Source organism: Marinobacter sp. THAF197a, from assembly GCF_009363275.1.
In the GTDB taxonomy this organism is placed as follows: domain Bacteria; phylum Pseudomonadota; class Gammaproteobacteria; order Pseudomonadales; family Oleiphilaceae; genus Marinobacter.
The window spans coordinates 2585085-2610313 of sequence record NZ_CP045324.1 but is presented as its reverse complement, the minus strand read 5'-3'; the positions used below and the strand labels follow the sequence as shown (position 1 = coordinate 2610313).

24 protein-coding genes are annotated in these 25229 nt (G+C 54.1%); all 24 read left to right on the top strand.

The window, feature by feature from the left end:
* Nucleotides 1-3: 3 nt before the first annotated feature.
* A complete protein-coding gene (locus FIV08_RS12135) occupies nt 4-375 on the top strand; it encodes a helix-turn-helix domain-containing protein (protein ID WP_152438494.1) in 372 nt (123 codons plus the stop codon).
* A 3-nt stretch (nt 376-378) separates the two neighbouring features.
* Nucleotides 379-1986: a toprim domain-containing protein gene (locus FIV08_RS12130; RefSeq protein ID WP_152438493.1), complete on the top strand. Its 1608-nt coding sequence runs from the start codon at nt 379-381 to the stop codon at nt 1984-1986.
* Nucleotides 1987-1988: 2 nt separating this feature from the next.
* Nucleotides 1989-2237 carry a hypothetical protein gene (locus tag FIV08_RS12125; protein ID WP_152480530.1) on the top strand — a complete coding sequence of 83 codons (249 nt, stop codon included), beginning with the start codon at nt 1989-1991 and terminating at the stop codon, nt 2235-2237.
* Nucleotides 2238-2245: 8 nt separating this feature from the next.
* Entirely contained in the window at nt 2246-4186 is a 1941-nt protein-coding gene (locus FIV08_RS12120) for a DNA polymerase (RefSeq protein WP_152438491.1), read from the top strand.
* A complete protein-coding gene (locus tag FIV08_RS12115; protein WP_152438490.1) occupies nt 4186-5028 on the top strand; it encodes an exonuclease in 843 nt (280 codons plus the stop codon). The genes FIV08_RS12120 and FIV08_RS12115 overlap by 1 nt, the downstream gene beginning before the upstream one ends.
* The gene (locus tag FIV08_RS12110) at nt 5010-5333 is read left to right on the top strand and encodes a DUF6378 domain-containing protein (protein ID WP_152438489.1); all 324 of its coding nucleotides are present in this window, start codon (nt 5010-5012) and stop codon (nt 5331-5333) included. The genes FIV08_RS12115 and FIV08_RS12110 overlap by 19 nt, the downstream gene beginning before the upstream one ends.
* Nucleotides 5324-5536 (top strand): hypothetical protein, encoded by a 213-nt coding sequence (locus FIV08_RS12105; RefSeq protein WP_152438488.1) that lies wholly within the window; start codon nt 5324-5326, stop codon nt 5534-5536. Before FIV08_RS12110 ends, FIV08_RS12105 begins: the two co-directional genes overlap by 10 nt.
* 12 nt (nt 5537-5548) lie before the next feature.
* Nucleotides 5549-5803, top strand: coding sequence for a hypothetical protein (locus FIV08_RS12100; RefSeq protein WP_152438487.1), 255 nt, complete (start codon nt 5549-5551; stop codon nt 5801-5803).
* Between the two features lie 20 nt (nt 5804-5823).
* The gene (locus FIV08_RS19735) at nt 5824-5991 is read left to right on the top strand and encodes a hypothetical protein (RefSeq protein WP_172972276.1); all 168 of its coding nucleotides are present in this window, start codon (nt 5824-5826) and stop codon (nt 5989-5991) included.
* Nucleotides 5992-6201: 210 nt separating this feature from the next.
* Complete coding sequence (locus FIV08_RS12095) at nt 6202-7734, top strand: portal protein (protein ID WP_152438486.1); 1533 nt, start codon at nt 6202-6204, stop codon at nt 7732-7734.
* Nucleotides 7715-8407 carry a hypothetical protein gene (locus FIV08_RS12090; RefSeq protein ID WP_152438485.1) on the top strand — a complete coding sequence of 231 codons (693 nt, stop codon included), beginning with the start codon at nt 7715-7717 and terminating at the stop codon, nt 8405-8407. Before FIV08_RS12095 ends, FIV08_RS12090 begins: the two co-directional genes overlap by 20 nt.
* A gap of 69 nt (nt 8408-8476) precedes the next feature.
* A complete protein-coding gene (locus FIV08_RS12085) occupies nt 8477-9532 on the top strand; it encodes a capsid protein (RefSeq protein ID WP_152438484.1) in 1056 nt (351 codons plus the stop codon).
* A 153-nt stretch (nt 9533-9685) separates the two neighbouring features.
* Nucleotides 9686-10300, top strand: a complete 615-nt coding sequence (locus tag FIV08_RS12080) for a phage tail protein (protein WP_152438483.1) — start codon at nt 9686-9688, stop codon at nt 10298-10300.
* A gap of 191 nt (nt 10301-10491) precedes the next feature.
* A complete protein-coding gene (locus FIV08_RS12075; RefSeq protein WP_152438482.1) occupies nt 10492-13083 on the top strand; it encodes a hypothetical protein in 2592 nt (863 codons plus the stop codon).
* Nucleotides 13083-13538 (top strand): hypothetical protein, encoded by a 456-nt coding sequence (locus FIV08_RS12070; RefSeq protein WP_152438481.1) that lies wholly within the window; start codon nt 13083-13085, stop codon nt 13536-13538. Before FIV08_RS12075 ends, FIV08_RS12070 begins: the two co-directional genes overlap by 1 nt.
* Entirely contained in the window at nt 13535-14128 is a 594-nt protein-coding gene (locus tag FIV08_RS12065) for a hypothetical protein (protein ID WP_152438480.1), read from the top strand. Before FIV08_RS12070 ends, FIV08_RS12065 begins: the two co-directional genes overlap by 4 nt.
* A 3-nt stretch (nt 14129-14131) precedes the next feature.
* Nucleotides 14132-16282, top strand: a complete 2151-nt coding sequence (locus FIV08_RS12060; protein ID WP_152438479.1) for a hypothetical protein — start codon at nt 14132-14134, stop codon at nt 16280-16282.
* 10 nt (nt 16283-16292) lie between these two features.
* A complete protein-coding gene (locus FIV08_RS12055; protein WP_152438478.1) occupies nt 16293-20243 on the top strand; it encodes a hypothetical protein in 3951 nt (1316 codons plus the stop codon).
* 3 nt (nt 20244-20246) lie between these two features.
* Nucleotides 20247-23780: a phage tail fiber protein gene (locus FIV08_RS12050; protein WP_152438477.1), complete on the top strand. Its 3534-nt coding sequence runs from the start codon at nt 20247-20249 to the stop codon at nt 23778-23780.
* A gap of 3 nt (nt 23781-23783) precedes the next feature.
* Entirely contained in the window at nt 23784-24026 is a 243-nt protein-coding gene (locus FIV08_RS12045) for a hypothetical protein (protein WP_152438476.1), read from the top strand.
* Between the two features lie 15 nt (nt 24027-24041).
* Nucleotides 24042-24221: a hypothetical protein gene (locus tag FIV08_RS12040; protein WP_152438475.1), complete on the top strand. Its 180-nt coding sequence runs from the start codon at nt 24042-24044 to the stop codon at nt 24219-24221.
* The gene (locus FIV08_RS12035) at nt 24221-24751 is read left to right on the top strand and encodes a glycoside hydrolase family 108 protein (protein ID WP_216646145.1); all 531 of its coding nucleotides are present in this window, start codon (nt 24221-24223) and stop codon (nt 24749-24751) included. The genes FIV08_RS12040 and FIV08_RS12035 overlap by 1 nt, the downstream gene beginning before the upstream one ends.
* The gene (locus tag FIV08_RS19980; RefSeq protein ID WP_152438474.1) at nt 24714-24944 is read left to right on the top strand and encodes an HNH endonuclease; all 231 of its coding nucleotides are present in this window, start codon (nt 24714-24716) and stop codon (nt 24942-24944) included. The genes FIV08_RS12035 and FIV08_RS19980 overlap by 38 nt, the downstream gene beginning before the upstream one ends.
* Entirely contained in the window at nt 24941-25180 is a 240-nt protein-coding gene (locus FIV08_RS12025; protein ID WP_152438473.1) for a hypothetical protein, read from the top strand. The genes FIV08_RS19980 and FIV08_RS12025 overlap by 4 nt, the downstream gene beginning before the upstream one ends.
* Nucleotides 25181-25229: the final 49 nt, after the last annotated feature.

The window sequence follows — 25229 nt, the reverse complement described above, 5'->3', positions numbered from 1 at the left end:
CCTATGGCTTCAACCCAACAAGTTGCGACATCGGGTAAAACCCAATGTCAACTCATTGTTGAGCATGTACGAAAGAATGGAGGCATCACCTCCTGGGAAGCAATTCAGCACTATGGAATCACACGCCTTGCTGCCCGAATCTATGACCTGAACAACACAGGTGCTTCCATGAAAGCGGAAGAAATCGGTGACGGTTATGTGCGGTATGTCCCGGACTACAAGGCCCGCTCTGAGTACTACCGCCGCAAGATTGACAACCTGATGTTCCATGGGTCGCCGTCAACAATCGCTGAGAAACTCCCGCAGATGACTGAGCGTTACTGCCAGAACCTGCGCCTTGCCATTGGTAAGCCACGTCAACTGACACTGGTGTAACACATGGAGCAGGAGAGCGAGTTTCTTCAGCATGAGCCATGCCCTGGGTGTGGCTCCAAGGACAACCTCGCTCGGTATACCGATGGCCATGCTTACTGCTTCGGCTGTGAGCACTGGGAACCACCAGAGGGCGGGGAAGTGCGGGCTAATCAGTCCGTAGACTTCGAGCCAGTCATGGGGGATTACAGACCCCTTCAAGCTCGGCTCATTAACCAGGAGACATGCCAAAAGTTTGGCTACCGGGTTGCCCGATTTAACGGTAAACCAGTGCAGGTCTGCGACGTCAGACTGCCGAATCAGAAGCTCGTCGCCCAGAAGGTGAAGTTCCAGAACAAGGACTTCATCACTCTGGGTCAGGCTAAGCCGAAGCCCTTGATCGGGATGCACCTGTTCTCCGGTGGTAAGCGTTTGATTATCACCGAGGGTGAGATTGACATGCTGACCTGGAGTCAGGTGCAGGGGAATAAATACCCCGTTGTGAGCCTGATGAATGGCGCGAAGTCAGCCAAGAAGTGTATCGCGGATAACCTGGATTACCTCGCCAACTTCGATGAGATTTACCTCTCGTTTGACATGGATGAGGAAGGTCAACAGGCCGTTGAGCAAGCTGCGAAGCTTCTCCTACACAAGACCGTCAAGGTCATCAACCTGCCGCTGAAAGACGCCAACGAGATGCTCAAGGCAGGCCGTGTAGAAGAACTCATGGCCGCATTCTGGGGTGCCAAGAAGTACAAGCCCGCTGGTCTCCTGTCCCTCAAGGACATCAAGGAGTTAGTCCGTAAGCCGGTCGAATGGGGTTACCCCTGGTTCTTGGACACCCTGACAAAGCTCACGTATGGCCGTAGGCCTGGGGAGGTCTACTTCCTCGGTGCCGGTACAGGCGTGGGTAAGACCGACGTGTTCACTCAGTCCATGGCGTATGACGTCAAGGTTCTGGGCCACAAGGTTGCCGCTTTCTACATGGAGATGGCACCTGCAGAGTTGGGCAAACGGTTCGCCGGTAAGATTGCTGGTCGTCGTTTCCACATCCCAGACTCGGGGTGGACTCAGGAAGAGATGGACGCTGTGCTCGATGACCCAGGTCTGGATGAGCGCCTGACCATCTGGGACTCCTGGGGTTGCACTGACTGGGACGAGATTGAACCAGCCATCATCTACCTGGCCTCCCAAGGCTACACCATGTTCTACATCGACCACCTTACGGCTCTGGCCACTGGTGGCGACAAGGACGAGAAAGAGGTACTGGAAGATATAACCGCACGTATGGCCGCTCTGGCTAAGCGTTACGGCATCATCCTCCACGTTATCTCTCACCTCACAACCCCGGACAGAGGGCCGTCCCATGAAGAAGGCGGTCGGGTAACCATACGTCAATTCAAGGGTTCACGCGCCATCGGCTTCTGGGCGCACTTCATGTTTGGTCTTGAGCGCAACCAACAGGCAGATGACCTGGAGGAACGCCAGACCACGATTCTACGCATCCTCAAAGACCGGTACACGGGTCAGGCCACAGGCGAAACCATACGCCTGAGCTACGACACAGACACCGGGTTGCTCTCTCAGTACACGATGGGTGCGTTCCACAACGAACAAGAGGAGTACGGATATTGAAGGTGAAACTGAAAGATGAGCTGACGATTACCGAACGCGTGGCTGAAGCGAAGGCTAAGGCTGCTGAACAGGCCAGAGAGATTGACCACATCGAACTGACCCAAGCTGAAATCCTCAAGTTGGCCGGTGAATTGAACTTTGAGCCATTCCTTCAGGGAGTGAGCACGAACATCATCCGTAAGGTCTTCAACAACCAGAAAGTCGAAATGAATCTCCTCGACCTTCGAGTGGTCTACAACCCAGAGGAATAAATCACAACATGCGGCTCGTAGCAGACATTGAAACCAATGGTCTGTTGCAGTCGGTCTCAAGGTTCTGGTGTGCGGTGGCCATCGACCGGGATTCCCGGAAGGTCTACAAGTTCCGCCCACACCAGATGTCCGAGTTCATTGACCTCATCGAGAGCGCCACATCCGTAGCGTTCCACAACGGCATCAAGTATGACCACCCCGCGCTGGAGAAGCTATCTGGCCGGAAGGTTCGTCGTGACAACATCATCGACACCCTGGTACTCAGCCGCCTCATCTTCCCAAACATCGGTGACAAGGACACAGTCCTGACCCGCAGATACCGGAAGTATGAGCAGCTACAGGGTGACCTCCAGCATTGGCAGTCCATGGAAACCGATGGTTACCAGCAGAACAAGCTGAAAGACATCGCATGGCATCTGAACACACTGGAAGGCAAGCAGATGCTGCCACCGAAACTCTTTGGTGCCCACAGCCTGAAAGCCTGGGGTTATCGCCTGAACCGTCTGAAAGGTGATTTTGCCGAACAGACAGACTGGCAGACATACTCCGAGGACATGCTTGATTACTGTGAGCAGGACGTCTGGGTAACCCTAGACCTGCTTGAGTTAATCGACAGCAAGAACTACTCCGAACGTGCCATCCAGCTTGAACACCAAATTTGCTGGGTCATGGCACAACAGGAGCGTAACGGCTTCTTCTTCGACGTGGAGAAGGCCGAACGGCTGGAAATGGAGCTTCGCCTCCAACAGGTTCAAATTGAGCGAGAACTCAAGGACATCTTCGGGTGCTGGTATCAGTTCACCGCCCTGAAGAAACCCAAGAAGACCATCTGCTACAAAGACCCCTACATGCCTGACCGAACGGCTGACGCCCCGTTCTGTGAGGTCAAGTACGTTGAGTTCAACCCAGGCTCACGTCAGCACATCGCAAAGCGTCTGAAAGACCTCTACAACTGGGTGCCTACAGTCTTCACTGACGGTGGCCAACCCAAGATTGATGAGGAAGTTCTGGGTGACCTCCCGTACCCGGAAGCCAAGGCTCTGACCCGTTACTTCATGGTTGTGAAACGACTATCACAACTGGCAGACGGTGAGCAGGCCTGGACTAAGTGTGTGACTCCAGAAGGCTTTATCCATGGGTCAGTGAATACCGGTGGTGCAGCCACAGGTCGGGCCACACACTCCAGACCCAACGTCGCCCAGGTTCCCAGCGGTAAGGTGGAATACGGCCCGCAGTGCCGGGAGCTATTCACCGTTCCTCCTGGCTGGAAGCTCTTTGGCTCTGACGCCTCAGGTCTGGAACTCCGGTGCCTCGGACACTTCATGGCCACCTTCGACGGTGGTGCCTACATCCGTGAACTTCTGGAAGGTGACATCCACACCGCCAACCAGATGGCCGCTGGTCTCGCAACCCGTGACCTCGCCAAGACGTTTATCTACGCCTTCCTCTATGGGGCAGGGGATGAACTTATTGGAGCCATTGTCTGCCCTGAGGGTACGCCCGAAGAGAAGGTCAAGGCTGGCCGTAAGATCAAACGCAAGTTCCTCGACAACACTCCTGCCATCAGGAATCTCCGTGACGCCGTCAAAGCTGCGGCTGAACGTGGACATCTGTTCGGTCTGGACGGTCGCCTCATCTACGTCCGGTCAGCCCATGCGGCACTGAACTTCCTGCTTCAGGGGGCTGGTGCGCTGGTCTGCAAGAAGTGGGTGGTGGAAATCGACCGGCTAATGCAGGAGCGCGGCTTCAAGCATGGCTGGGACGGTGACTATGCGTTCTGTGCCTGGGTTCACGATGAAGTGCAGATTGCATTCCGTGGTGAGCACGTAGCCAAAGCTCTGGGTGAAGTCGTCAAGGAAGCCATCAAAATAACTGAGGAGTACTTCACGTTCCGCTGTCCGCTGGACTGCGAGTTCGCTGTAGGTGACTCCTGGAAAGAGACCCACTAATGAGTGAAACCATCCTGCTTATGGATGGCGACATCTTTGCATTCGAGGCCGCATCTGTAGTCGAGCAAGAAATCGACTGGGGTGATGGCCTCTGGACGCTCCACTCGTTCTTCGAGGATGCCTTTGACCACGCGGTCAGACGGATGGAAGACCTAAAGAAGCAGCTGAACGCTGACACCATTGTCTTCTGTTGGTCTGACCCTGCTGGTCGTTACTGGCGTCACGATGTCCTGCCTACCTACAAGCAATCACGTAAAGGTGGCCGCAAGCCACTTGCCCTGAGACCCCTGAAAGAAGCTCTAGCCGAGAAGTATGAGTCATTCATGCGCCCCGGACTGGAGGCTGACGACGTCATGGGAATCCTGTCCACATGGGACGGCTACAAGCCAGGGGCGAAGAAAATCATTGTGTCCATCGACAAGGACATGAAGACCATTCCGGGTTGGTTGTTCAACCCACAGAAAGACTACCAGCCGTGGGAGGTCTCCAAAGAGGAGGCTGACTACTGGCACATGTTCCAGACCCTGATGGGAGATGCGACTGACGGTTACGACGGATGCCCAGGCATAGGGCCTGTAATCGCTGAGAAGCACCTAACAGAGGTCTCCAAGGTGGTCTCCTACGCCCACGAACTCAAGTCAGGCAAGCGGAAAGGCGAGATTGAAACCCGCTGGACAACCGATGAAGCCGATGACCTCTGGGACGTCGTGGTCTCTCTGTTCAACAAACAAGGTCTGTGTGAGGAGGAAGCCCTGCGTCAAGCGAGGGTGGCTCGGATACTCCAGGCCAATGATTATGACTTCCACGCCAAGGAGGTGAAGTTATGGACACCGGAGAAGTAAAACCGTTTGCAGGTGACATCCTGCGTAAAGCCGCTGACGTCATTGATGAGCGCGGCAAACAGCGTGATGGAGCTGGTCAGGAACGATCAATGGCCCGCACCGTTGCAACCTTCAACGCCATGACTGGCCACAAGCTGACCGAAGAGGACGGCTGGTTGTTCATGCAGTACCTGAAGGATGCCCGGAGTCGTGCCGGTCAATTCACCGAAGATGACTACCTCGACAAGACCGCCTACGCCGCGCTCCAGGCTGAGTGCGCAATCACCAACCACAACCACCGAATCATGAGGGGCCAATGTTCCTGACACTCGCAGTATTCCTCCGAAAGCTATTCATCCGTGCGGCAACCACGCACATGAACCTGAACTCAAAACGCATCATCAAAAGCTCCGAGCGTGTCCGTGTGGCCCGCATTGCCGTTGAACGGCTGGAGCAGTACGAGGTGATCAAGCGTGACGAGTACGCCCAGCGTGTCCAAGAGGCCGCTGACCTCCTCAACCAAAACTGAAGGTAACACCTGATGTTTCGATATGCCGCTGTAAACGCCCAGGGCGAGTTCCTGGATGTGAAGGGTCAAGACCTGTTCAAGACCCGTGAAGACGCCGAGAAGGCCATGGGTAAAACCAAAGGCTATGACGTCCGACCAGTACCCGTTGGTGCTCCCATGGTTGTGACAAAACCGAAGGGTGCCCCGGCTGAAGTAGCCCGCAAACGTGCTGTGGTCAAAGCTGAGAAACCTGTCGGTGAAACTGCTCCAGCAGACCCCGCTGAATAAAGTCGCACCAAAGGATAGAAATGGAAGAGTACCTAAAGTTATTGCTAAAAGAACTCTCTTCCAGTTTTAACACAAGGGTAGAACTCAAGGATGACGAAAAGACTGTTGGCCTGAAGATTGGCCGCAGGGAAGTCCTTGAGTTCCTTGAAGGCAAACTGGAGTCACTTAATGTGTTTGAAAACACCTAAGGTATCTGCTCCACCCCCGCCGCCTCCTCCTGCCCCGCCACCCGCTGCACCTGCAGACATTGAGTTCGGTAAGGGTAAAAGCGCAAAGACACAAGATTCTGGTCAAAAGACCCGCAAGAAGCTGCGTACAGACCTGAAGAACCCCGGTGTGTCAATGCCAGGAGCAAGTGCCCGGAGTGGGCTTAACATCACACGCACAGGATAATCTGAATGTCAGAAACCGTATCGCTGGAGGGTCGCTACCGCCAGTTGGCATCACAACGCGAACCATACCTCCAACGGGCACGGGCATGTGCGTCAGTAACAATTCCAAGTCTGGTTCCCCGAGACGAGGCTGAGGGTCAGGACTTTCCACTCCCGTCCTCTGGTCTCGGTGCTAGGGCAGTTAAGACTCTCAGTTCCAAGTTATTGCTCGGCATCCTGCCTCCTGGTCATCCGTTCTTCCGGTTGACCGTCGATGAGAAGACCCTCACTGACGCTGGGTTAGACCAGCAGTCATATGGCGAGGTTGAAGAGACCCTGGCTTCCATCGAACGTATTGGGGTCAGAAACGTAGAGAACAAGGGCACAAGGGACACGCTGTATCAAGGGATGAAGCATCTCCTGATCGCCGGCAACGTCCTGCTCTTCTACGGCAAGAAGAAAGCCAAGCATTACCCGCTGAGTAAATACGTTGTGTCGAGGGATGGAGAGGGAGACACCGAGGAAATCATCCTCTGTGAGGAAGTCTCTCCGTCCAAACTGCCGGCTGAAGCCCTGGCTCGTATTCGCCTGGACAACTCTCAGTCCGTTGACCTGAAGAAGAACCTGAAGGTCTACACACGTATCTACCAGTCATCCCCGGATTACTGGGAGTCTTACCAAGAGGTTGCAGGTCATGTCATCCAGACATCCCGCAGCCGTTACCCCAAGGGTAAGTGTCCCTGGATTGCAGCTCGTTTAATACGCGTTGAAGGTGAGGACTACGGTCGCTCCTACGTGGAAGAACACATGGGAGACTTCAATACACTTGAAGTTCTTACCCGTGCTGTTACCCAGGCATCAGTAGCCGCTGCCCGCATCATCTTCCTGGTCAAGCCGAATGCTGCTGCCAAGGTTCAAGCCTTGGAAAAAGCACGTAACGGTGAGTTCGTCATCGGTAACGAGGAAGATGTGAAGTGTCTGCAAATGGACAAGATGCAGGACTTTGCGATTGCACAGCAGGTTCGCCAAGAGGTAATCGCCGGTCTGCAGGAAGCTTTCCTGATGACCGGTGCAATCCGAAGGGATGCCGAACGAGTTACCGCTGAGGAAATCAGGCAGGTGACCCAGATGCTGGAAGAAGGCCTTGGAGGTCTTTACACCCAGCTGGCTGGCTCAGTCCAGCTTCCGATTATTGACCTTGAGCTTGGTTACCTCCAGGCCGAGGGCAAACTCCCACAGTTACCCAAGGACACCTTCAAGCCTCAGATTCTGACTGGCATTGAGGCGTTGGGTCGTGAGCAAGAACTCGGAAAGCTGAACATCCTGACACAAGCCCTCGCACCGTTCGGGCCTGAAGTTGTCGCTGAATATGTGAACGTCGGTGAACTGGCGTCTCGCATCATGGCAGCTCTCAGCATTGACCGGAAGGGATTGGTACTGACTGAAGAACAACGTGAGCAACGTGCCCAACAACAGCTCATGCAACAACTCGCTGCGTCTGGAGGAGAGGCCGCGATTCAACAAATGATGGGAGGACAGAATGGACAACCCCGAGTCTAAACCGAATGAAGAAACCGTTGACCTCGCGGACGTAACAATCCAGGACAGTAACGGTGACGTTATCCCCACGGGTGCCGAAGAGAAGCCAGCCGGTCTACCGGAAGGTATCGAATCACTCGAACAACTGATTGACCGCTACAACGACCTTGTCGAGCAGTCGAAGGGTGAAAAACCCACAGAACCTCAGGAAGAGCCGAAGGCTGAAGAACCTGGGGGTGACGACGACCAGGAAGATGAAGATGAGCCTGAGGTCGATGAACGCGATGAGCGTATCAAGGCCCTGGAAATCAAGCTTCATGACCAAGAGTTGGTGCGCCAAGTTGGCGGTGAAGAAGAGTATAACCAGCTCCGTGAGTGGGCATCCAAGAACATCGAAGCAGATGAGCTGGATTTCTACAACAACGTACTGGACAGCTCTGACCTCGCAGCCAAGAAGCTGGCAGTAAAAGCCATGCAAGCCATTTATCGTGACTCCGCTGGTTACGAAGGGAAGCAGGTCTCTGGGTCAAACGCCCAGGTCACCTCCAACTTCAAATCCGAAGGTGAGCTGCACGAAGCCATGGCCGACCCACGCTACCACCGGATGGACTCCATTGGTGAAGCCTACCGCGAAGAGGTATCTCGCCGCGCTATGGCTCTGCTGTCCGGGCCTAGCGTGAACGGCTGGTATTAACCTTTGACCTTTAGTCCTGACATCGGGACGAACCTGATTCCACAACAACAATAAGAATAAGGAACCATAATGGTATTTCCTGTAGACCAAGCTATCTCTCAATCCGGTCAGATTAACAAGGCCGGTGATTCCCGCGCACTCTTCCTGAAGCTGTTTGCCGGTGAAGTTCTGACGATGTTCCGTACTCGTCACATTGCCATGGGTCTGACCCGTGTTCGTACCATCAAGAACGGTAAATCTGCCTCCTTCCCGCTGATCGGTAAGAACACCGCCAAGTACCACACTCCGGGTAAGCTGATCGAGACCAACAAGATTGGCCACGCGGAACGTATCGTCACCATTGACGACATCGCCATCTCTCCGGTGTTCATCCCTGACATCCAGGAAGCGATTTCTCACTACGACGTGCGTTCTCAGTACTCAACTGAGTGTGCCGAAGCACTGGCTGGTCTGGTTGACCGCAACATCTTCCGTATGATCGCCAAGGCTGGCTACATCACTTCTCAAGCAGAAGCTGTGGCTGCCGGTCTGAAGGTTCTGCCTGAAGAAACCTACTCCCAGAACATCATGCTGGCTGCTGCCGGTGACGAGTTCGAGGGTGCTGCCCTGGTGGACGCTCTGTTCCGTGCCCGCACTCAGCTGCGTAAGCAGAACATCTACAAGCCGGGTCATGTGGTCTTCGGCCCTGAGCAGATCGAGGCTCTGACCAACATCGCTCAAGGTCAAGTGAACGCTATCACTTGGTTGAACAAAGATGTGAACGGTTCTGTGAACCCGAACATGGAAGGCACTGGGCCTGTTGCTCGTATCGCTGGTTTCACCATCTACGAGTCCAACAACCTGCCGAACCAGAACGAAACCGCTGGTCTGGTAACTGACCCTGAGCCGCTGTCTGACGTTGAGTTCGGTTCTGGTAATGCTGCCAAGTACCGTGGTAACTACTCCAACATCATCGGTCTGGCCTTCACTGAAGATGCTGTAGCTACCACCAAGCTGATGGACTTGCAAGTCCGCAACGTGGATGAGCCTCTGCGTCTGGGTGAGACAGTCCTGGCCAAACTGGCTGTTGGTCACGACATGCTGCGTCCGGGCTGCTCCGTGAACATCGAGAAGTACCACGTTTAATAACACGGCCCTGACCACTGCAAGCTGAACCGGAGACAACAAGGTCACTCTGGTAATACGCGAAGTACGTCGGGGTTCTTAACCCTAGCCCGTAGACCCTTAATTGGGCCTGCGGGCTTTTTTTTCTGAGGAGTACGAAATTTGATCGGCCCAATGACTGAACTTGATGCCATCAACCAAATGTTGGCCGCTATCGGTGAAGCTCCTGTTAACAGCGTGGGTACTGGCCTTTCTGAGTCACGCTTGGCCCAGCTCCAGTTGGAGCGCACGTCACGCGAGGTTCAGTCCGTCGGTTGGTACTTCAACACCGAGAACTACAAGCTCTCCCCGAACAACAAGAGTGAGTGTCAGCTACCGCGTAACTGCCTGAAGCTGGACTCCCAGAACACACACTACGTCCAACGTGGGGGTGTTCTCTATGACCGCCTGAGACAGACCACCAAGTTCAACAGCCCCGTGTGGGTGACCGTGGTACTGGGTCTTGAATGGCTCAACCTGCCTGAGACAGCAAAACGCTACATCGTCATCAAGGCTGGCCGTAAGTTCCAGGCTGACTTCATCGGCTCCCCGACACTCAACCAGTTCCACGCTCAAGATGAGGCTGAGGCCCACTTTGCGTTGAAGCAGGAAGAACTGGAGGCCGGTAACTACAACCTGTTCAATAACCCCGAAGTGGCTTCTGACCTCCGTCGTAGTTCAAGCAAGGAGGCAGGCTCAGGCTCAACTCTGGGTTACACCTACGAGCAATTACTGGGAGGTTATGATTAATGGGTCAACTGGTCTCTCAGGATATTCCCAACCTTGTTGGTGGGGTCTCACAACAAAGTCCCACCCTGAGGTTACCAACTCAGGCCTCTGAGCAAATCAACTGTTGGAACTCCGTGGTTGAGGGTTTAATGCCAAGGCGGGGCACAAAACTTGTAGGTGAGTGTGCCATCACATCTGACGATGCCCATATCATGGACTACCGTCGAGACGAGAACGAACACTACCGGATTGCCATCAGGCACGACGGACAGCAGAACCTCAGGGTTTTTGACGGGAAGCTTGGTCATGAGTATCCAGTGACCATCAAGGATGGACTTCTGGAAGGGCTCACAGCTTGGGATGGAAGCTACAAGGACGTTCCGTACCTGACCCCACAAGGTAACGTCTCCTATCGTGAGGCTTTCCAGCTGCTTCCAATCAAGGACACACTCCTGGTTCTGAACCGGACGTTCACAACTCGGCGTTTATTCTCTCAGGACAAGCCTGCAGAGCCCTCGGTTAGTAACATCAGGCAATACGAGTTCACTTTCACAACGATGGACTGGAAGGCTTGGGCCAAACGCTCATCTCAGGTGACAAAATCCAGAATCATCGACAGCCCGTCTTTCTCCGGGTATGGGTACTTGGTCAATGGTCAGTCCATTGTGGTTGACCCCCTCAAGACTGCTAATGAGGTCGCCTCAGACTTCGCTAAGCAGATTGGCGAGAAGTTTCCGGCTTTTGAGGTAGGCAACCTGAAGTCAAAGGTTACAGTCACAGTGCCGGCAAACACCACGCTGAAGGTGACAGACAAATCCAGAATCACACGCTTGGTGGATGGAGGTCATCGAACGTACAAAACCTTGACGATCAAGAACAGCGTCACGACAGTGGTCACGGGTGTAAACGGTAGGCCAGCGTTCGAGGCCCTGGTGTGGGTTAGACGGGCAGACTATGCCACTAACTACAACGTCAAGATTAATGGAACGGTCAACAACTTCAAGACACCAGAGGCCACGTCAACACAGGCACGGGATGGTCTTCGTACTGAGGTCATTGCCGCAGGCTTGGCGTCGTCCATCAACGGTATTGCGGGAATCACAGCTCTACCTCAAGGTAATGTCGTCCACGTTACCTCGGCGTCTGACTTCCAGATTGAAGCCTTCGATTCACTTGGTGATACAGCCTTGGTCGCCTTCAAGCGAACTGTCCGTGAAGAGAGTGACCTCCCAGGCACAAACGTACCGAACGGCTACAAGGTCAAGGTACGGGGTGAAATCGGGGATGCAACCACCTCAGGCTACTGGCTTGAGTTCGACAGGAACGATGGTGGCCAAGGTGTTTGGGTTGAAACTACAGGACTGGACACGCACAACAAGTACGACCTGACAACCATGCCTCTGTCACTGAGCCGGAAGCAGGACGTAGCACTCATCAGTGAGACGAACCCGTTGGGTATTTACTTCGAGCTTCACACCACAGAGTGGGAACCTCGGGCGGTAGGTGATGAGTTGTCAGCCCCTTTCCCATACTTCATGTCAGAACACGACGTTACCACTGGGAAGGTCAAAGCTGAGCGCACGATAACCGCTATGTGTGTCTTCCAGAACCGTTTGATCATGGCTGCCGGCGATACCTTGTGCATCTCTGAGGTTGACCAGTTCTTCAATATGTTTCCAACCACTGTGGCCACAACTGTGGACAGTGACCCCATGGAAACAACGCTTGATACCAATGACGTGCTGGACGTCAAGCATATCACCCCAGGTGCTGGGTCTCTGGTGCTTTGGACGGCGAGAAAGCAATACGTTATCCAGAAAGACCAAGTGTTTGCAGCTGACCGAGTGTCATCACGGATGGTTGCTGCTGAGGACGCTGACCTCACAATCGAACCGTTGGCGGTGGGCAACAGGGTCTTCTTCATCAGTAAGCGCGGGAAGTATCACGCCCTGAAGGAGCTGTACGTTGAGGAAGGGAGCGAGACCTTTGCTGTCCTGGACGTCAGCGCACATATCCCCGAATACATTGAGGGTGATGTGGTCAAACTGGTGGGTAATACCGCGAATAATGCAATCTTTGTTCAGACCACAGGCACTGATACCACCGTCGATACCATCTACGTCTACAACTACTTTGATGAAGGAAACGAAAGGCTCCAATCATCCTGGTCGAAGTGGGTGTTCGATGGAAACGTCGTGGACGTCTCGGTGGACAGCACCAACCTCAGTTTCCTGATTGAGCGCGACGTGGTGGAGGCTGGTGTTCCTTCCCAGAAGACATTCCTGGAGTCAATCGAGCTTTCATTCGATGAGCTTGAACAGCACCACAACCACCGTGTCTACCTCGACTCATACACCTTCAGGGACACCCCTTGGGATGCCTCAGAGCTTAGGCCTGGGGAAGTGACCAAGCGGGTCAAAGACCGTTACTACAAGGGATACCTCCTGGATGTGATGTATGAGTTCTCTCCCTTCTTCCTGAGGGATGGGGAACTGAAGACACGGTCTGATGGACGCCTGCAGTTGCGGCGACTGTTCCTTGACTATCACAAGACCACGAACTTCGTGCTTGAGGTTGAAACCTTAGGCCGGGAGACTCGGGAGCTGGTGTTTCAGGGGCGTGTTCTTGGACGTCTGGACAACATGATTGGTGTTGTACCTGTGACCTCAGGTAAATTCTCGGCGCCAATCATGGGTCAATCCGGGGCTATCAAGGTGCGGATTAGGAATAAGGAAATCTTCGGGTTTACCTTCCAGTCTGCTCATTGGGAAGGCTTCTACCACACCAGGAACCGGAGAGTCTGATGCTTGAGCTTCGTCCCTACGAGAGTGGAGACGAGGTTGAACTGGCTCCCAGACTCAAAGAAATCGACGTGTACGAGTGTTACTGTGCCTCAGGCCTAGAACCACTGGCTGCTTTGCAAGAGAGTATCAAGGATAGCCTGGAACTTGTAACACTCGTCCTCGACGGTTCAGTTCTGGGAATCTCTGGGGTTACACCCTTAGATGGTGAGTGGTATGGCGTCTGGTTATTGACTGATGACCGACTCCCGCAGTGCCGCAAGTCCTTCCTCAAGCTCTCCCACATTATGACCCGCCAATGGGTCTCAAAATACACACACCTCTGTAACTGGGTTGCCTTAGCTAACGAGACCTCCCGTCTTTGGCTGGCAACTATTGGTTTCACCGAGAGTGTGATTGACACCAACTTCATGGGTTCCGGTGAACCCTTCGTTTTTATTCACAGGAGTTATGCATGAGCGCAGCAGCAGGTGGTGGCGCAGGTGCGGTGCTGGGTATTGGCTTCAACATCGCCAGTCAAAGGGCCGCAATCAAGGCTGCCTCTAAGTACAACAAGCAGATGCGAGACAGTGAAGTCACAGGCCTGATGTATCAGAACCGTGGCAGATCGACCCAGCAGATGCAGATTGAGCAGGTAATCCAGGGTGACCGGATTAACACCATGCTCGAACGACTGCAGGCTCAAGGTGCAGCCAGAACCGCTGGAGCAGCCTCGGGTGTGACCGGACGTTCCACTGAGAACATTATCCGGGCAATCAATGAGCAAGCTCAACGGGCTCTGGCAACGCTGGACGCCAACTTCAAGAACTCCAGGGCTTCCTACTCCGAGGACATTCAGGGTAACCAGTTCTCAACCCAGAGCCGAATCACAAGTCAGACCCAGACTCCAAAGTTCTCATGGATGTCAGCAATTCAAGCAGGTATCCAAGGCGGTGTCTCTGGTGCTCAGTTTGGCTCAGGGATGGCTTCAAAGCCTCTTGAAGGTGCCACAGTAGCAACCAAGAACGCTGGGGTCTCAACCCTAACGATTCCGAAACCTGGAGGTTAAACCTTGAGCGAACAACCAAGACGTCAAATCTACTCTGCCCCAAACCAGCAAAGACTGGCCTATGCACCAAACACTCAGGGTATTCGTCAGTCCGGACGGGAGGCAGAAGCTTCAACCCGCATCCTGGACTCCATGGGTTCAGTCGGAAACATGCGGAAGCAGTACGTGGCAGAGCAACAGCGGGAGATTGACACCCGAGACAAGCACATGTCGGTGTCACGCCGTATGCGCTATCTGCCGGAAATCCAGAACGCCATCAAAGAGGCCAACCTCGAAGGTGAGAAGCCTGAGGTCATCCTCGACTACGTGAAGGGTCTGGACTCCTACCACAACATGTTTGCTGAGATTGATAACCCTGAGACCAAGGCCCAGCTCTACCAGAGCCTGGACGACGAGTTGTGGGGAGATGCAACCAACAAGCAATACGCGAAGCTTGAACTAGACCGTCAGAACCTCGCGGTTGACGCCCTGGCCGGCACCATTGAGATGAACCGGGACAATCCCGAGGCATTGACAGCGGCAATGACTGAGCTGAGAGCCGAGTACACAGACCCCGAGGGTTACTACAAGTACACCCCCGAGGAGTATGAGGCCCTAATGGTGGGTCACCTGGACGCCAGGGTTAAAGGTGGTGACTTCGAGTTGGCTGACCAGTTGGACAAGATGTTCGACGCGAAGACAGCTCAGGGTGTCAACGCTGTGACCCAGCTACGTGGAACCATTACCGCTGGTCTTGAGAAAGCACGGGTTGCTGCCGTCAAGCAAGCCTATACAGAAGAGGGTGATGGGCTCATTCTCGACCCGAATACCACGGCTCAAACCATTGAGTCTCACGTACAGTTGGGCATCCAGAACAAGTTGTTCTCCGATGGTGTAGACGCCGACAAGTACCGTCAGTACATGCTGAGGAAACTGACCGACGGTGTGTCTACGATGGATGTGTACCCCAAGCTCTTCGATGGGTCAATCCAGAGTCGTGACCAGCTCAGGCATTACGTCCAGGAGGTGGGTAAGCTCCGAGATATCAAAGAGTCTGAACGTGAGAAGATTGAACGACAGGCTACCCAGCAGTTCTTCCAATCGGCTCAGGAGCGCATGGCTGAGGCCGCTGAAAGTGGTGACCCATTTGAGATTGCTGAGGCCCAGGACATGCTGGCTCGCTCAATCCGTATGCGTCCTATCGAAGTCCAGAACCAACTCGTCGGTCTGGCAACCACGGTATTACCGCCAGATGCAAACCCAGAAGACGGGGTACTGGCTGGTGCCTCAGGTCAACTTCTGCTCCCACAAGACGGCAACCCAGCTCCATGGGATACATGGGCTCAAGCCTATGGTGGAAATGAGTTCGCGTTGATTCAAGACCAGTTAAAGGATGAGACCCAAAGGGCAAGACTCCAAGATATGGTCGTATTCTCACAGGCCTTCGGTAGTCGGGAAATGGGTCTTCGCGCTGCCACAGACCACCAGTACCGCGACAAGATGGCCAGAGACCCCTCACATACAGCCTCTGGTATTGACGAGAAGGTTGCTGACTTTGCAGACGACTTTCCACCTCAGATGATCTCTGAGTACCGTCAACTCCTGGCCAAGTACTCAATGCTACCCCTAAAGACAGCAGACGAAGCCGCCAGGAACATCCTGAAAGCTAAGGCCGGAGAGTTGGATGATGGGGTCTTCTCATGGGGTAGACCGGTATATGGCGCAGGTGCTCCTCAGCTCCAGGAGGTTATGAGTGATGCACTGCTGGATGCCGTTGGGGTTCCTGACGAAAAGACAGGTCTTCCGTACCTCAGGCCTGAGGATACGCCTAAAGAAGTTCTCAACAGCTTCATCGGGTACGGCCTGCAGACTCATAACCTCAAGTACGCCACGGATTACAGTCCAAGCGATGTGACCGTGATCATCCAGCCAACTGGTGTCATCACCATGACGGACAAGACTGGCCTGCCTCTGGGCGGTCGCTCATATAGTCTGGATGAAGTCATTGAGTATGGCACCAACCGCAGGTCACGTCTGGATACTGAAGCCAAGGCTCTCTCGGAAGAACGAGACCGTGTGAATGACCTCAGGTCACCAATCAAACCTAAAGATGAACTTTCAACCTACGACCAGCTGCAACAACTCCGTATGGGAGGACGCAGGGGTCTGCAATAAGGAGAAGTAAATGGATGAACGTAGGGAGCAACTCGTAGCCCAAGCTCACCGTCTGTTCAATCAGGCTGTGGACATGGGTGCAGAGGCCGACGCTCAAAACATCATGTCCCGCTATGGGCTGGATAAACCTGCGGAGGAAGCTCCCCGCGTCCCAACCATGAGTCCGGCTCAGGCCAGGACTCCTGAGGTTCCGGGAAACCCACTCTCTGCTCCTATGTACCAGGATGGTGGCTATGCCGCCAAACTGAAGGCTCAGAACCTTCGGGCGCAGAGTTACGAACGCCTGCGTGAACAGTATGGTGACGTCGAGGGCAACCTCAAGGTTCTGCCAATGGCTGCCAAGCTTGTGCCATTCCGGGCGGTCAACATGGACAACCTGTTCGCAGACGAGGAAGAAGACCCCAACTTTAACCTCAAGTCTGACGAGGTGAAGAGCCTGATTTCTGACCTTCCGAGGGATTACCAGGAGAAATTCTTCCGGGAAAACCCCGTGAATCTTTCCATGGCTCAACGTATTGCTGGCAACCTAAAGCAAGAACATGAGCTGATGTCAGAGTTTTCAGGTGCTGGTATCGGCCACATGCTGCAAGCGGAAATGGCTGCAATGCTTGGTGACACCACGTTCTGGGGGATGACCCTTGGAACACTGGGTGCAGGCTCTGCGATTAATGCATCGGTCAGAACCCTCCAGTTATCACGCACGGCCATGAAGACCGCTAAGGCTATGGAATACCTGGGTCTACCTCTGGCAGAAGCTGCCGGCTATAACGCCTTGGTTGCGAAGACACAGGATACCTATAATGGCCATGACGCGATGGTAGACACTGCCATTGCTGCAGCTTTGATTGGGCCACTTGGGGGTCTGGCACTTCGAGGTGCGTCAAGAAGTATTGACCTCGCGACTATGGCGAAGACGGATTTAGCGGATGCCATGCTTGAGGATGTTGCTGTGGCCTCACAAAAGGTCGTTGACCGTGAGGTTCAGGAAGCCGTGAAGCCCATTATCCGAGAGCTGAGCTACGAGGAAATGGTAGATGGTGTTAAGGCTGGACTCACTGCCAGGGCAGGCAACAAGAACGACCGAGGGACGAACAAGGCACTGGTGGCTGAAGAGCGAATACTGCTTGACCAGATCGCTGAACTTCAAACCCAGAAGAATGACCTCATCGCAAACCGTAAAGGCAAGACCGTAGGTAAGGTTGAGGAAGTCGCGTCGTTTAACTCACGGATTGAAACCCTGACGGAGAGCCTAGATAGGGTCAAGACCAAACTTGGGCGTGATGTAGAGGCCAGGAATGCTGAGTCTGAGTTGAGTCGGGTTGAGGATTGGGTACGCCGTGAATCAACCATGGCAAGGGTTCAGGACGATAAGGTGACCCTCCAGTTGAAGCTTGAGAAGGCTGAGGGTGATGCCAAGCGTTCCAAGGGTAAGGCCAAGAAGAACGCCCGAGAGATTGCAGACCTCCAGGCTCAGATCGCCAAGGCAGACGCTGAGATTGCACGGCTGAGTAAGATGGAGATGCCTTCGAGTCTCAAGGACGTAGAGGCTGAGATGCAAGCTCGCATTGCTAAACAGGCTGAAGTTAAGACTGAAAGTCCTGACCTCGCGCCTGAAGCGGTAGAGGAGATGTCGCCAGCTCAACAGTCTGCAGTCAACGTGATGGAAGATACCCTGCCTGACCGTGAGCAAATCAAGGGGATGCTGCGTTATGACTACTGGGGCAAGACCCAGAAGGCTAACTCTCAGACACTCCGTAACTGGGGTCATAAGCTTCTGTCAAACGGTATCCGTAGGCAGGATGACGTTCAACTTAATGCTGCAGACGTCAACGCCCAACGCCGGGTTGAGAACCTGATTGCCCCGAAGAACCGGGAACTGGCTCAGGCCTTCCGTGCTTACCTGAAGGAACAAGGCATCAACCGCTGGAATATCGCCACCAGACACAAGGTTCACAAGGCGTTGTCTGAGGTGTCAAACGAATTGTCGCACCAAAGGATGATGGGCACGACCCCTGATAACCCCCACCTACGCAAGATGCTGGAGATTGTGGACGAACGGATGAAAGGTGCGTTCCATGATGCCCAGCGTTTCGGTGTTAAGGGAACCAGTGGTCTGGCTTACGACAAGGGCTACCTACCACGCATCTGGGACAAGGCCAAGATGTTTGCCGCAAAGCAGGCTCATGGTGATGACCGTGTGATTCAGTCCATCCGTAACGGTCTGATTAACAAAGACCCTGAGATGCCCAAAGGCGCTGCCGAGTTAATCGCTCGGGGTGTGGCTGAAGCGGCATCGAACGGTCGGGTGGTCATGGATGACATCTTCGAGGATGCCGACAAGTTCAAGGAGTTCATGACCGAGGTTCTGGAAACCGAAGCAGCCAGGGCAGGGAAGTCGGTCGATGAGGTTGCTGAGGAAACTTTCGCCTACCTCAAGAAAAACAAGAAGGAGACCAACGGGAAGAACAAGCTTGACGTTATCGACAGGCTGAAGCCACGGCTTGATCTGGACATCTATGCCAGGAGTGACGACGGCTCAGTCTCCATTGCAGACATGCTCAACATGAACATCTTCCAGGTGTCCGAGATGTATGTCCGCAAGATGGAGGGAGCAGCAGCTCTGGCAGAAAAAGGGCTGAACAGTCCAAAGGCTATCAATGACCTCCGGCGTAGTATCGAGAAGGAACTCAAGGCTCAGAACCTAGACGATGTGGCCATCAAGAAGGAACTGGAAATCTTCGATGACGCCATAACCATGGTCAACGGGCATCCAATCCACTTCCGTGGACTGACAGACAAGCAGAAGGAATGGGCAGGGAACCTGCTTCAGGTTTCAAGCCTTCAGATGCTGGGTATGGCTGGTCTGGCTGGTATGGCAGAACTGGTGGGAGCAATCGCCCGTGGTGGTGTACTGACAGCTCTGAAGTCTGTGCCGGCAATCCGTGGCCAAGGCTCTGTGAAGCTGGCCAAGGAGTTCGAGAAGTTCGGCTTCAACGTCGACAACCTGTTCTACAACCACTACTTCAACCTATACGAAGAAACTGGAATGTATGGCCAGGGGTCTTGGTTCTCACGCCACATGCATGATGCCTCCAAGGGCTTCGCTGTGGCTTCCCTAATGGCGCCATTCGACCGTTGGTCACGTCAGACCACGTTCTATATGTCAATCGACAAGAGCGTTGAGATGGCCAGAAACAAGGGCAGGATGCTTTTCACTCGGACAGAGATGGGAATGAGCGAGGAGCAATACGCCAAGGCCATTGACTACCTGTCAAAACATGCCGAGGGAACCAAGGGTAAATTCGGTGAGACAATCCATACGGTCAACTTCGACAAGTGGGACACAGACACACGGGAAGCCTTCCTCTCAGGTTTGTACCGGATGAACTCCAATCAGGTGTTGAAGATTCTAGCCGGTGAACGTGTGGTCTTCTTTAACGCCACGGTCGAGCAGTTTCTCTTCCAGTTCCAGCAACTTCTGCTGTCTGGCCTCTACAAGAGCCTGGGCAACAAGGTGGCTAACTGGAACAGGGCCGAGACGTGGCTGACCCTCATGGGTGAAATCGTGGGTGGTGCCATGTGGTACACGGCCCGTAACGAAATCAAAGCTGCCGGCATGTCTGAACGAGAGAAAGACGAATGGCGGGAACGGCAGTTCGGTGGTCATGCCTACTGGCAGGGAGCCTTGGGTTACACCACAAGTCTCGGTGGAGCATTCTCCATCTGGAACAAAGCTGCGGCCCCCTTCGGGTTCCCAACCTTCGGCCAACGCTACCAGTCACTTGAGGGCGCTCTGTTCTCAGCACCGTGGCTGACCACCATCGAAAACATCACCAAATCCGCTGGTAATGCCGCTATGGGCAACTTCGGGGAACAAGACATCCAGAGACTCTGGCGGTCAATCCCGACCAACTCATGGTACGGCTTCCATTACATCAACAATTCTGTATTACGGGATTAATGAATGGCAGAAAGCTATTACTCCAGGACGATCTACGACAGTACCGTCCTCGGGGATGACACCTTTGTGTTCGACTTTGACTATGTCAACAGGTCTGACGTGCATGTGAGCATTGATGGCGCTGAGACCTTTGACTTCGTTTTTCTCGACTCACACACGATCAAGTTGAATAACCCCCTCAATGGCTCAGAGGTTGTTACTGTGTTCCGGGATACCTTCCTGGAGAGCCGAGTGGTTGACTTCGTGAATGCTGCGGAGTTGACCGAGAAAGACTTGGACGACAGCGCAGACCAAGTGTTCTACGCCATGCAGGAAGCCTACGACTTGGCTAGGGACAGCATCAAGCCCCAGCCTGACGGTTCATTCTCAATGAGTGACCGCCGGTTGAAGGATTTGGCCTTCCCGTTGCTCCCGACTGATGGTGCAAACCGTCAGTACGTTGACGACCAGTATGGTATCAACTCTGCTCTGCGTAATGGCATCACAGCTGATAAGGCTGCGTCCTCTGCAAGTGCTACGGCTGCGGCTTCTGCTGCGGCCAACGCTGATGCTAAGTCACAGCTGGCAAACACATACGCTCAGGGTGCCTTGGAGAGCCGAACTCTCGCTACTGAGCACATGTTAGCTGCTGAGTCCGCCAAAGAGCTGGTTCTGGAGAAGACTGACATCGTCCTGACCAAGGCCGATCAGGTTGAGGCCACGAAGACCGTTGTTCTGTCTAAGGTTTCTGATGCAGAGACCTTCAAGATTCAGGCCGAGAACTCCAAGAACGCTGCGTTGAACCATGAGTTGAAAGCCCGTAAGTGGGCTGAGGAAGCTCCTGGGGTTCAGGTAGACCCTTCTCTGTATTCAGCCAAGCATCATGCGGTTAGAGCTGCAGAATGGTCTGAAAAGGCTGTGGACTCTCCGGTGTCTCCGGGCTCTTACTCTGCGTTGCACCATGCGACAAAGGCTCAGGGTCTTCGGAATGTAGTTCAAACCCTCCACGACACGGTGGTCACTGAGGCTACCCGTGTTGAACAGGATGCTTTGACTGCAACTGATGCAAGGAACCAAGCGGTACAGGCTGCAAACAACGCTGCTCTGTCTGAGGCCAATGCTGATAACGACAGGTTTGACGCCCAGGCTGCTGCTGCTGATGCTCTGGTTCAGAAGCAAGCGGCACAAGCTGCAGCTACTGCGGCTGCTGGTTACGAATCGGCAGCGGCAATCTCGGCCTCTTTAGCTTCAGACGCTGAAACTGCGGCGGTTGCGGCCAACGCTACAGCACAAACAGCTGCAACTACAGCTACAACCAAGGCCTCTGAAGCCACGACGGCAAGAAACGCAGCTGTTGCTGCCAAGGACGCGGCTGTATCGGCACAGGTAACTGTAGCCGCCGATAAGGACGTCACGGTTGCTGCCAAGGATTTAGCTGTAGCGTCTGCTAATGCTGCCGGAGCTTCAGAGAGTTCTGCTTCATCAAGCGCATCTGCCTCGGCGTCAAGTGCAAGTTCTGCCTCGAACTCTGCTGCGGAGGCTCTGGCCTCGAAGAATACTGCGCGTTCATGGGCTGTTGGTACAGGAGAAATTGAACCAGGACTGAAGTCTGCGAAAGCCTACGCTGACGAAGCTCGGGCTATTACCTCAGGAGCAAAGACTTACGTGGGTCAGTGGAACGCCTCAGGTGGTGCCCTACCTATTACAAGTCCTGGTACAGGTGACGCAGGTAAGTACTGGATTATCAATACTGCTGGTACGCTTCCTGGTGTAGGCTTCGTTGACGTTGGCTGGGAACTCTCAATCAACGATGCGTTTGCCTACGAGTCTGCAAACCTATTACCTCCGAACCTTGTGTCATCGGTTAACGGGAAGGCAGGCCCTGACGTCGTTCTCAGTTCAACTGATGTTCCCGACATCGCGTCTATCTACCAGCGGAAGGACGGATACACCGCCTCCGACGTGTTGACAAAGATTAAGACCGTCGATGGAGCTGGTTCAGGGCTTGATGCCGACTTGGTTGATGGTCTCCATGCGAGTGCCTTCTACCGTGCCAACAAGGTATCAACCTTCGGTGAGTCTGTAACAGCCTTGGTTGATGCTGCAGCTGGCCGCTCTCTGCTGGGTCTAGGCACTGCGGCTCTGAATGCATCCGGTGATTTCTTCCCGTCATCTGGTGTGTCTACTTTCGCCGCAACGGTGTTGGATGACACTACAGCAGCGGGTATGCGTTCAACCTTGGGTCTTGGAACCGCAGCAACACGCGCTGTTGGAACCGCCAGTGCGAACGTCCCGGACATCACTGCAGCTGACGCCCGTTACCTGGGCAAAACAGCAAACGCTGTGTCTGCCTCAAAGTGGACTACCGCCAGGACAATCACCCTAACAGGTGGTGTGACGGGCTCAGCGTCTGTGGACGGTTCTGCGAACGTGACCCTGGCAACTGTGGTTGGTGATGACTCCCATTCCCACACCATTAGTAAGGTCACAGGCTTACAAACAGCTCTTGACTCCAAGTTGAACGCAACGGCTACGGCTACGGCTGCAACAAGACTGGCAACTGCTCGTACCATCGCCCTCGGTGGTGCTGTCACAGGGTCTGCGAGCTTCAACGGCACGACCAACGTAACGATCACAGCCACGGTTGCTGATAACAGCCATAATCACACGATTGCGAATGTGACTGACCTGCAGGAAGCGTTGAACAGTCTTGACACTCGAAAGGCTGAAACCAAGGCTGACGTCGGTCTGGGCAACGTGGATAACACTTCTGACCTCGCCAAGCCTATCTCCACGGCAACACAGACCGCTCTGAACGGTAAGGCTAATACCTCCGGCACATACTCTGGGCTACGTGCTCAGGCTACAACCAAGGAAGATGTGGGTCTGGGTAATATCCCCAACTCCACAACTGCAAGTCGTACTTCAACCAGTACTGTGAGCCTGCTCCAGGCAAAGGCTATGAATGACCACCGGACATCTGGTGATCACGATGGTCGTTACTACACACAGACTCAGGTTGATGGCCTTCTGTCCGCCCTAGAGACTAACCGGGGTGTTCCTGCCGGCATCATTGCCATGTGGTCTGGTTTAATCACGAACCTGCCGTCTGGCTGGGCGTTGTGTGATGGGCAGAACGGGACGCCTAATCTGGTAGACCGTTTTGTGGTAGGTGCTGGTGGTCGCTGGGCCGTAGGTGATACCGGAGGCTCTGCTGACGCTGTTGTGGTGGAGCACACACATTCAGCCACAACCGAAAGCTCAGGCTCACACAGTCACTCCGGTACAACCGCGAGTGCTGGTTCCCACACTCACACGCTAACAATCTACGCTCAGGCCGGCATCGACCGCAAAGATCGTGTTACAGGTTATGGTGCCAACGGAACCGCAGGTACGTCTTCAGCACCTGTGGCCTCGTCCGGCGCTCACACCCACACCTTCAGCACCAACACCACAGGCGCTCACACCCACACAGTGACTGTGAGTTCTGCCGGTGAGGCTGGCACTGACAAGAACCTGCCGCCGTACTATGCGCTGGCCTTCATCATGAAGCTCTAAGACATGCTTAAAGACCTCCCCAAGTGGTTCTTGGCGGTGGTTCTTACAGCTGTCATCGCGATTGTCCCGTCCTGGGTTCACCTGAATACCCGAATCACCCTTCTTGAACAGTCTCACTACGAGACCAGGAAGGAGCGTGAGCGTTTCGTTCAGGTGCTCGACAAGATGGATGACAACATGCGGGGGCTTGCTGAGGCCATCGTAGAGCTGCGCACTGAAATGAAAAACCTTAAAAAACAACAATAACAAGGAGTTATTCCTATGCCTGCAGTATTTGCAACAATCCTGACCTCTCTGGCAACCAAGCTGTTGACCGAGAAATTCCTCATGCGTCTGGTCATCCTTGGCCTGGAGTATGCCGCTGGTCGCACCACCAACACCGTGGATGACGAAGTGGTTGCAGCCGTCAAGGAAGCCTACTACGGCCCTGAGGTGAAGTAATGGACTACGTGCCTGTGGATTACTTTGAAGTAGCCATGGAGCACGTCTTTCACTGGGAAGGGGGTTACGTTAATGACCCCCGAGACCCTGGTGGTGAAACGAAGTACGGAATCTCCAAGCGAGCATACCCTACGGTTGACATCGCGAATTTGACCAAGGCACAGGCCCGTGAGATTTACCGGAGAGATTACTGGGAGGCTTGCCGTTGCGGTGAGCTTCCTGGGCCTCTGGCTCTCATGGTCTTTGACTCAGCGGTAAACCAAGGCCAAGGCCGAGCCAAGAGACTCCTCCAAGCATCACTTGGGGTCAAACAGGACGGTATCGTCGGGCCTATGACCCTCGGTGCCGCACACGAGGCCCCACTCAATGTGGTGATGCTCCAGTACTCCGTTAGACGTGCCCTCCATTACGTCAACCTCTCAACCTTCAAACACTTTGGCAAAGGCTGGTTGTCCCGGCTCTTTGACACCCACGGAACAGCGATGACCGCCTATGTCCAAGAAGCGCGATTACAAGAAAGAGTACCGTGAGTACCACTCCAAGCCTGAACAGAAGAAGCGTAGGGCAGGGCGTAATGCCGCCAGACGCAAGATGGAGAAGGCTGGAAAGGTACGTAAGGGTGACGGCAAGGACGTCGATCACAGGGACAGAAACCCCCGGAATAACGCAAGGAGCAACCTCCGTATTCAATCTCAGAAAGAGAACAGAGGACGAAACAAATGAGTGACGGTCAGTTTACCTTGGAGATTTTGCTGGAAGAGTTGCACATCGCAACTGCCGGTGAACTGCTCAATCGGGTGAGGTCAGGTAAGGCCTCAGCGTCAGAACTGAACGTAGCCCGTCAGATGCTCAAAGATAACAACATCGAGCTTCGACCCAACGCCACAAGCCCCCTCGGGAAACTGGCTGACGAGCTGCCAGATGCCTTTGACGTTGACGACCAGTACCCAACGCACTGATTAACCTGAGGCCTCTCCAGGACGACCTGAGGGGCCTTAGACCCGACAT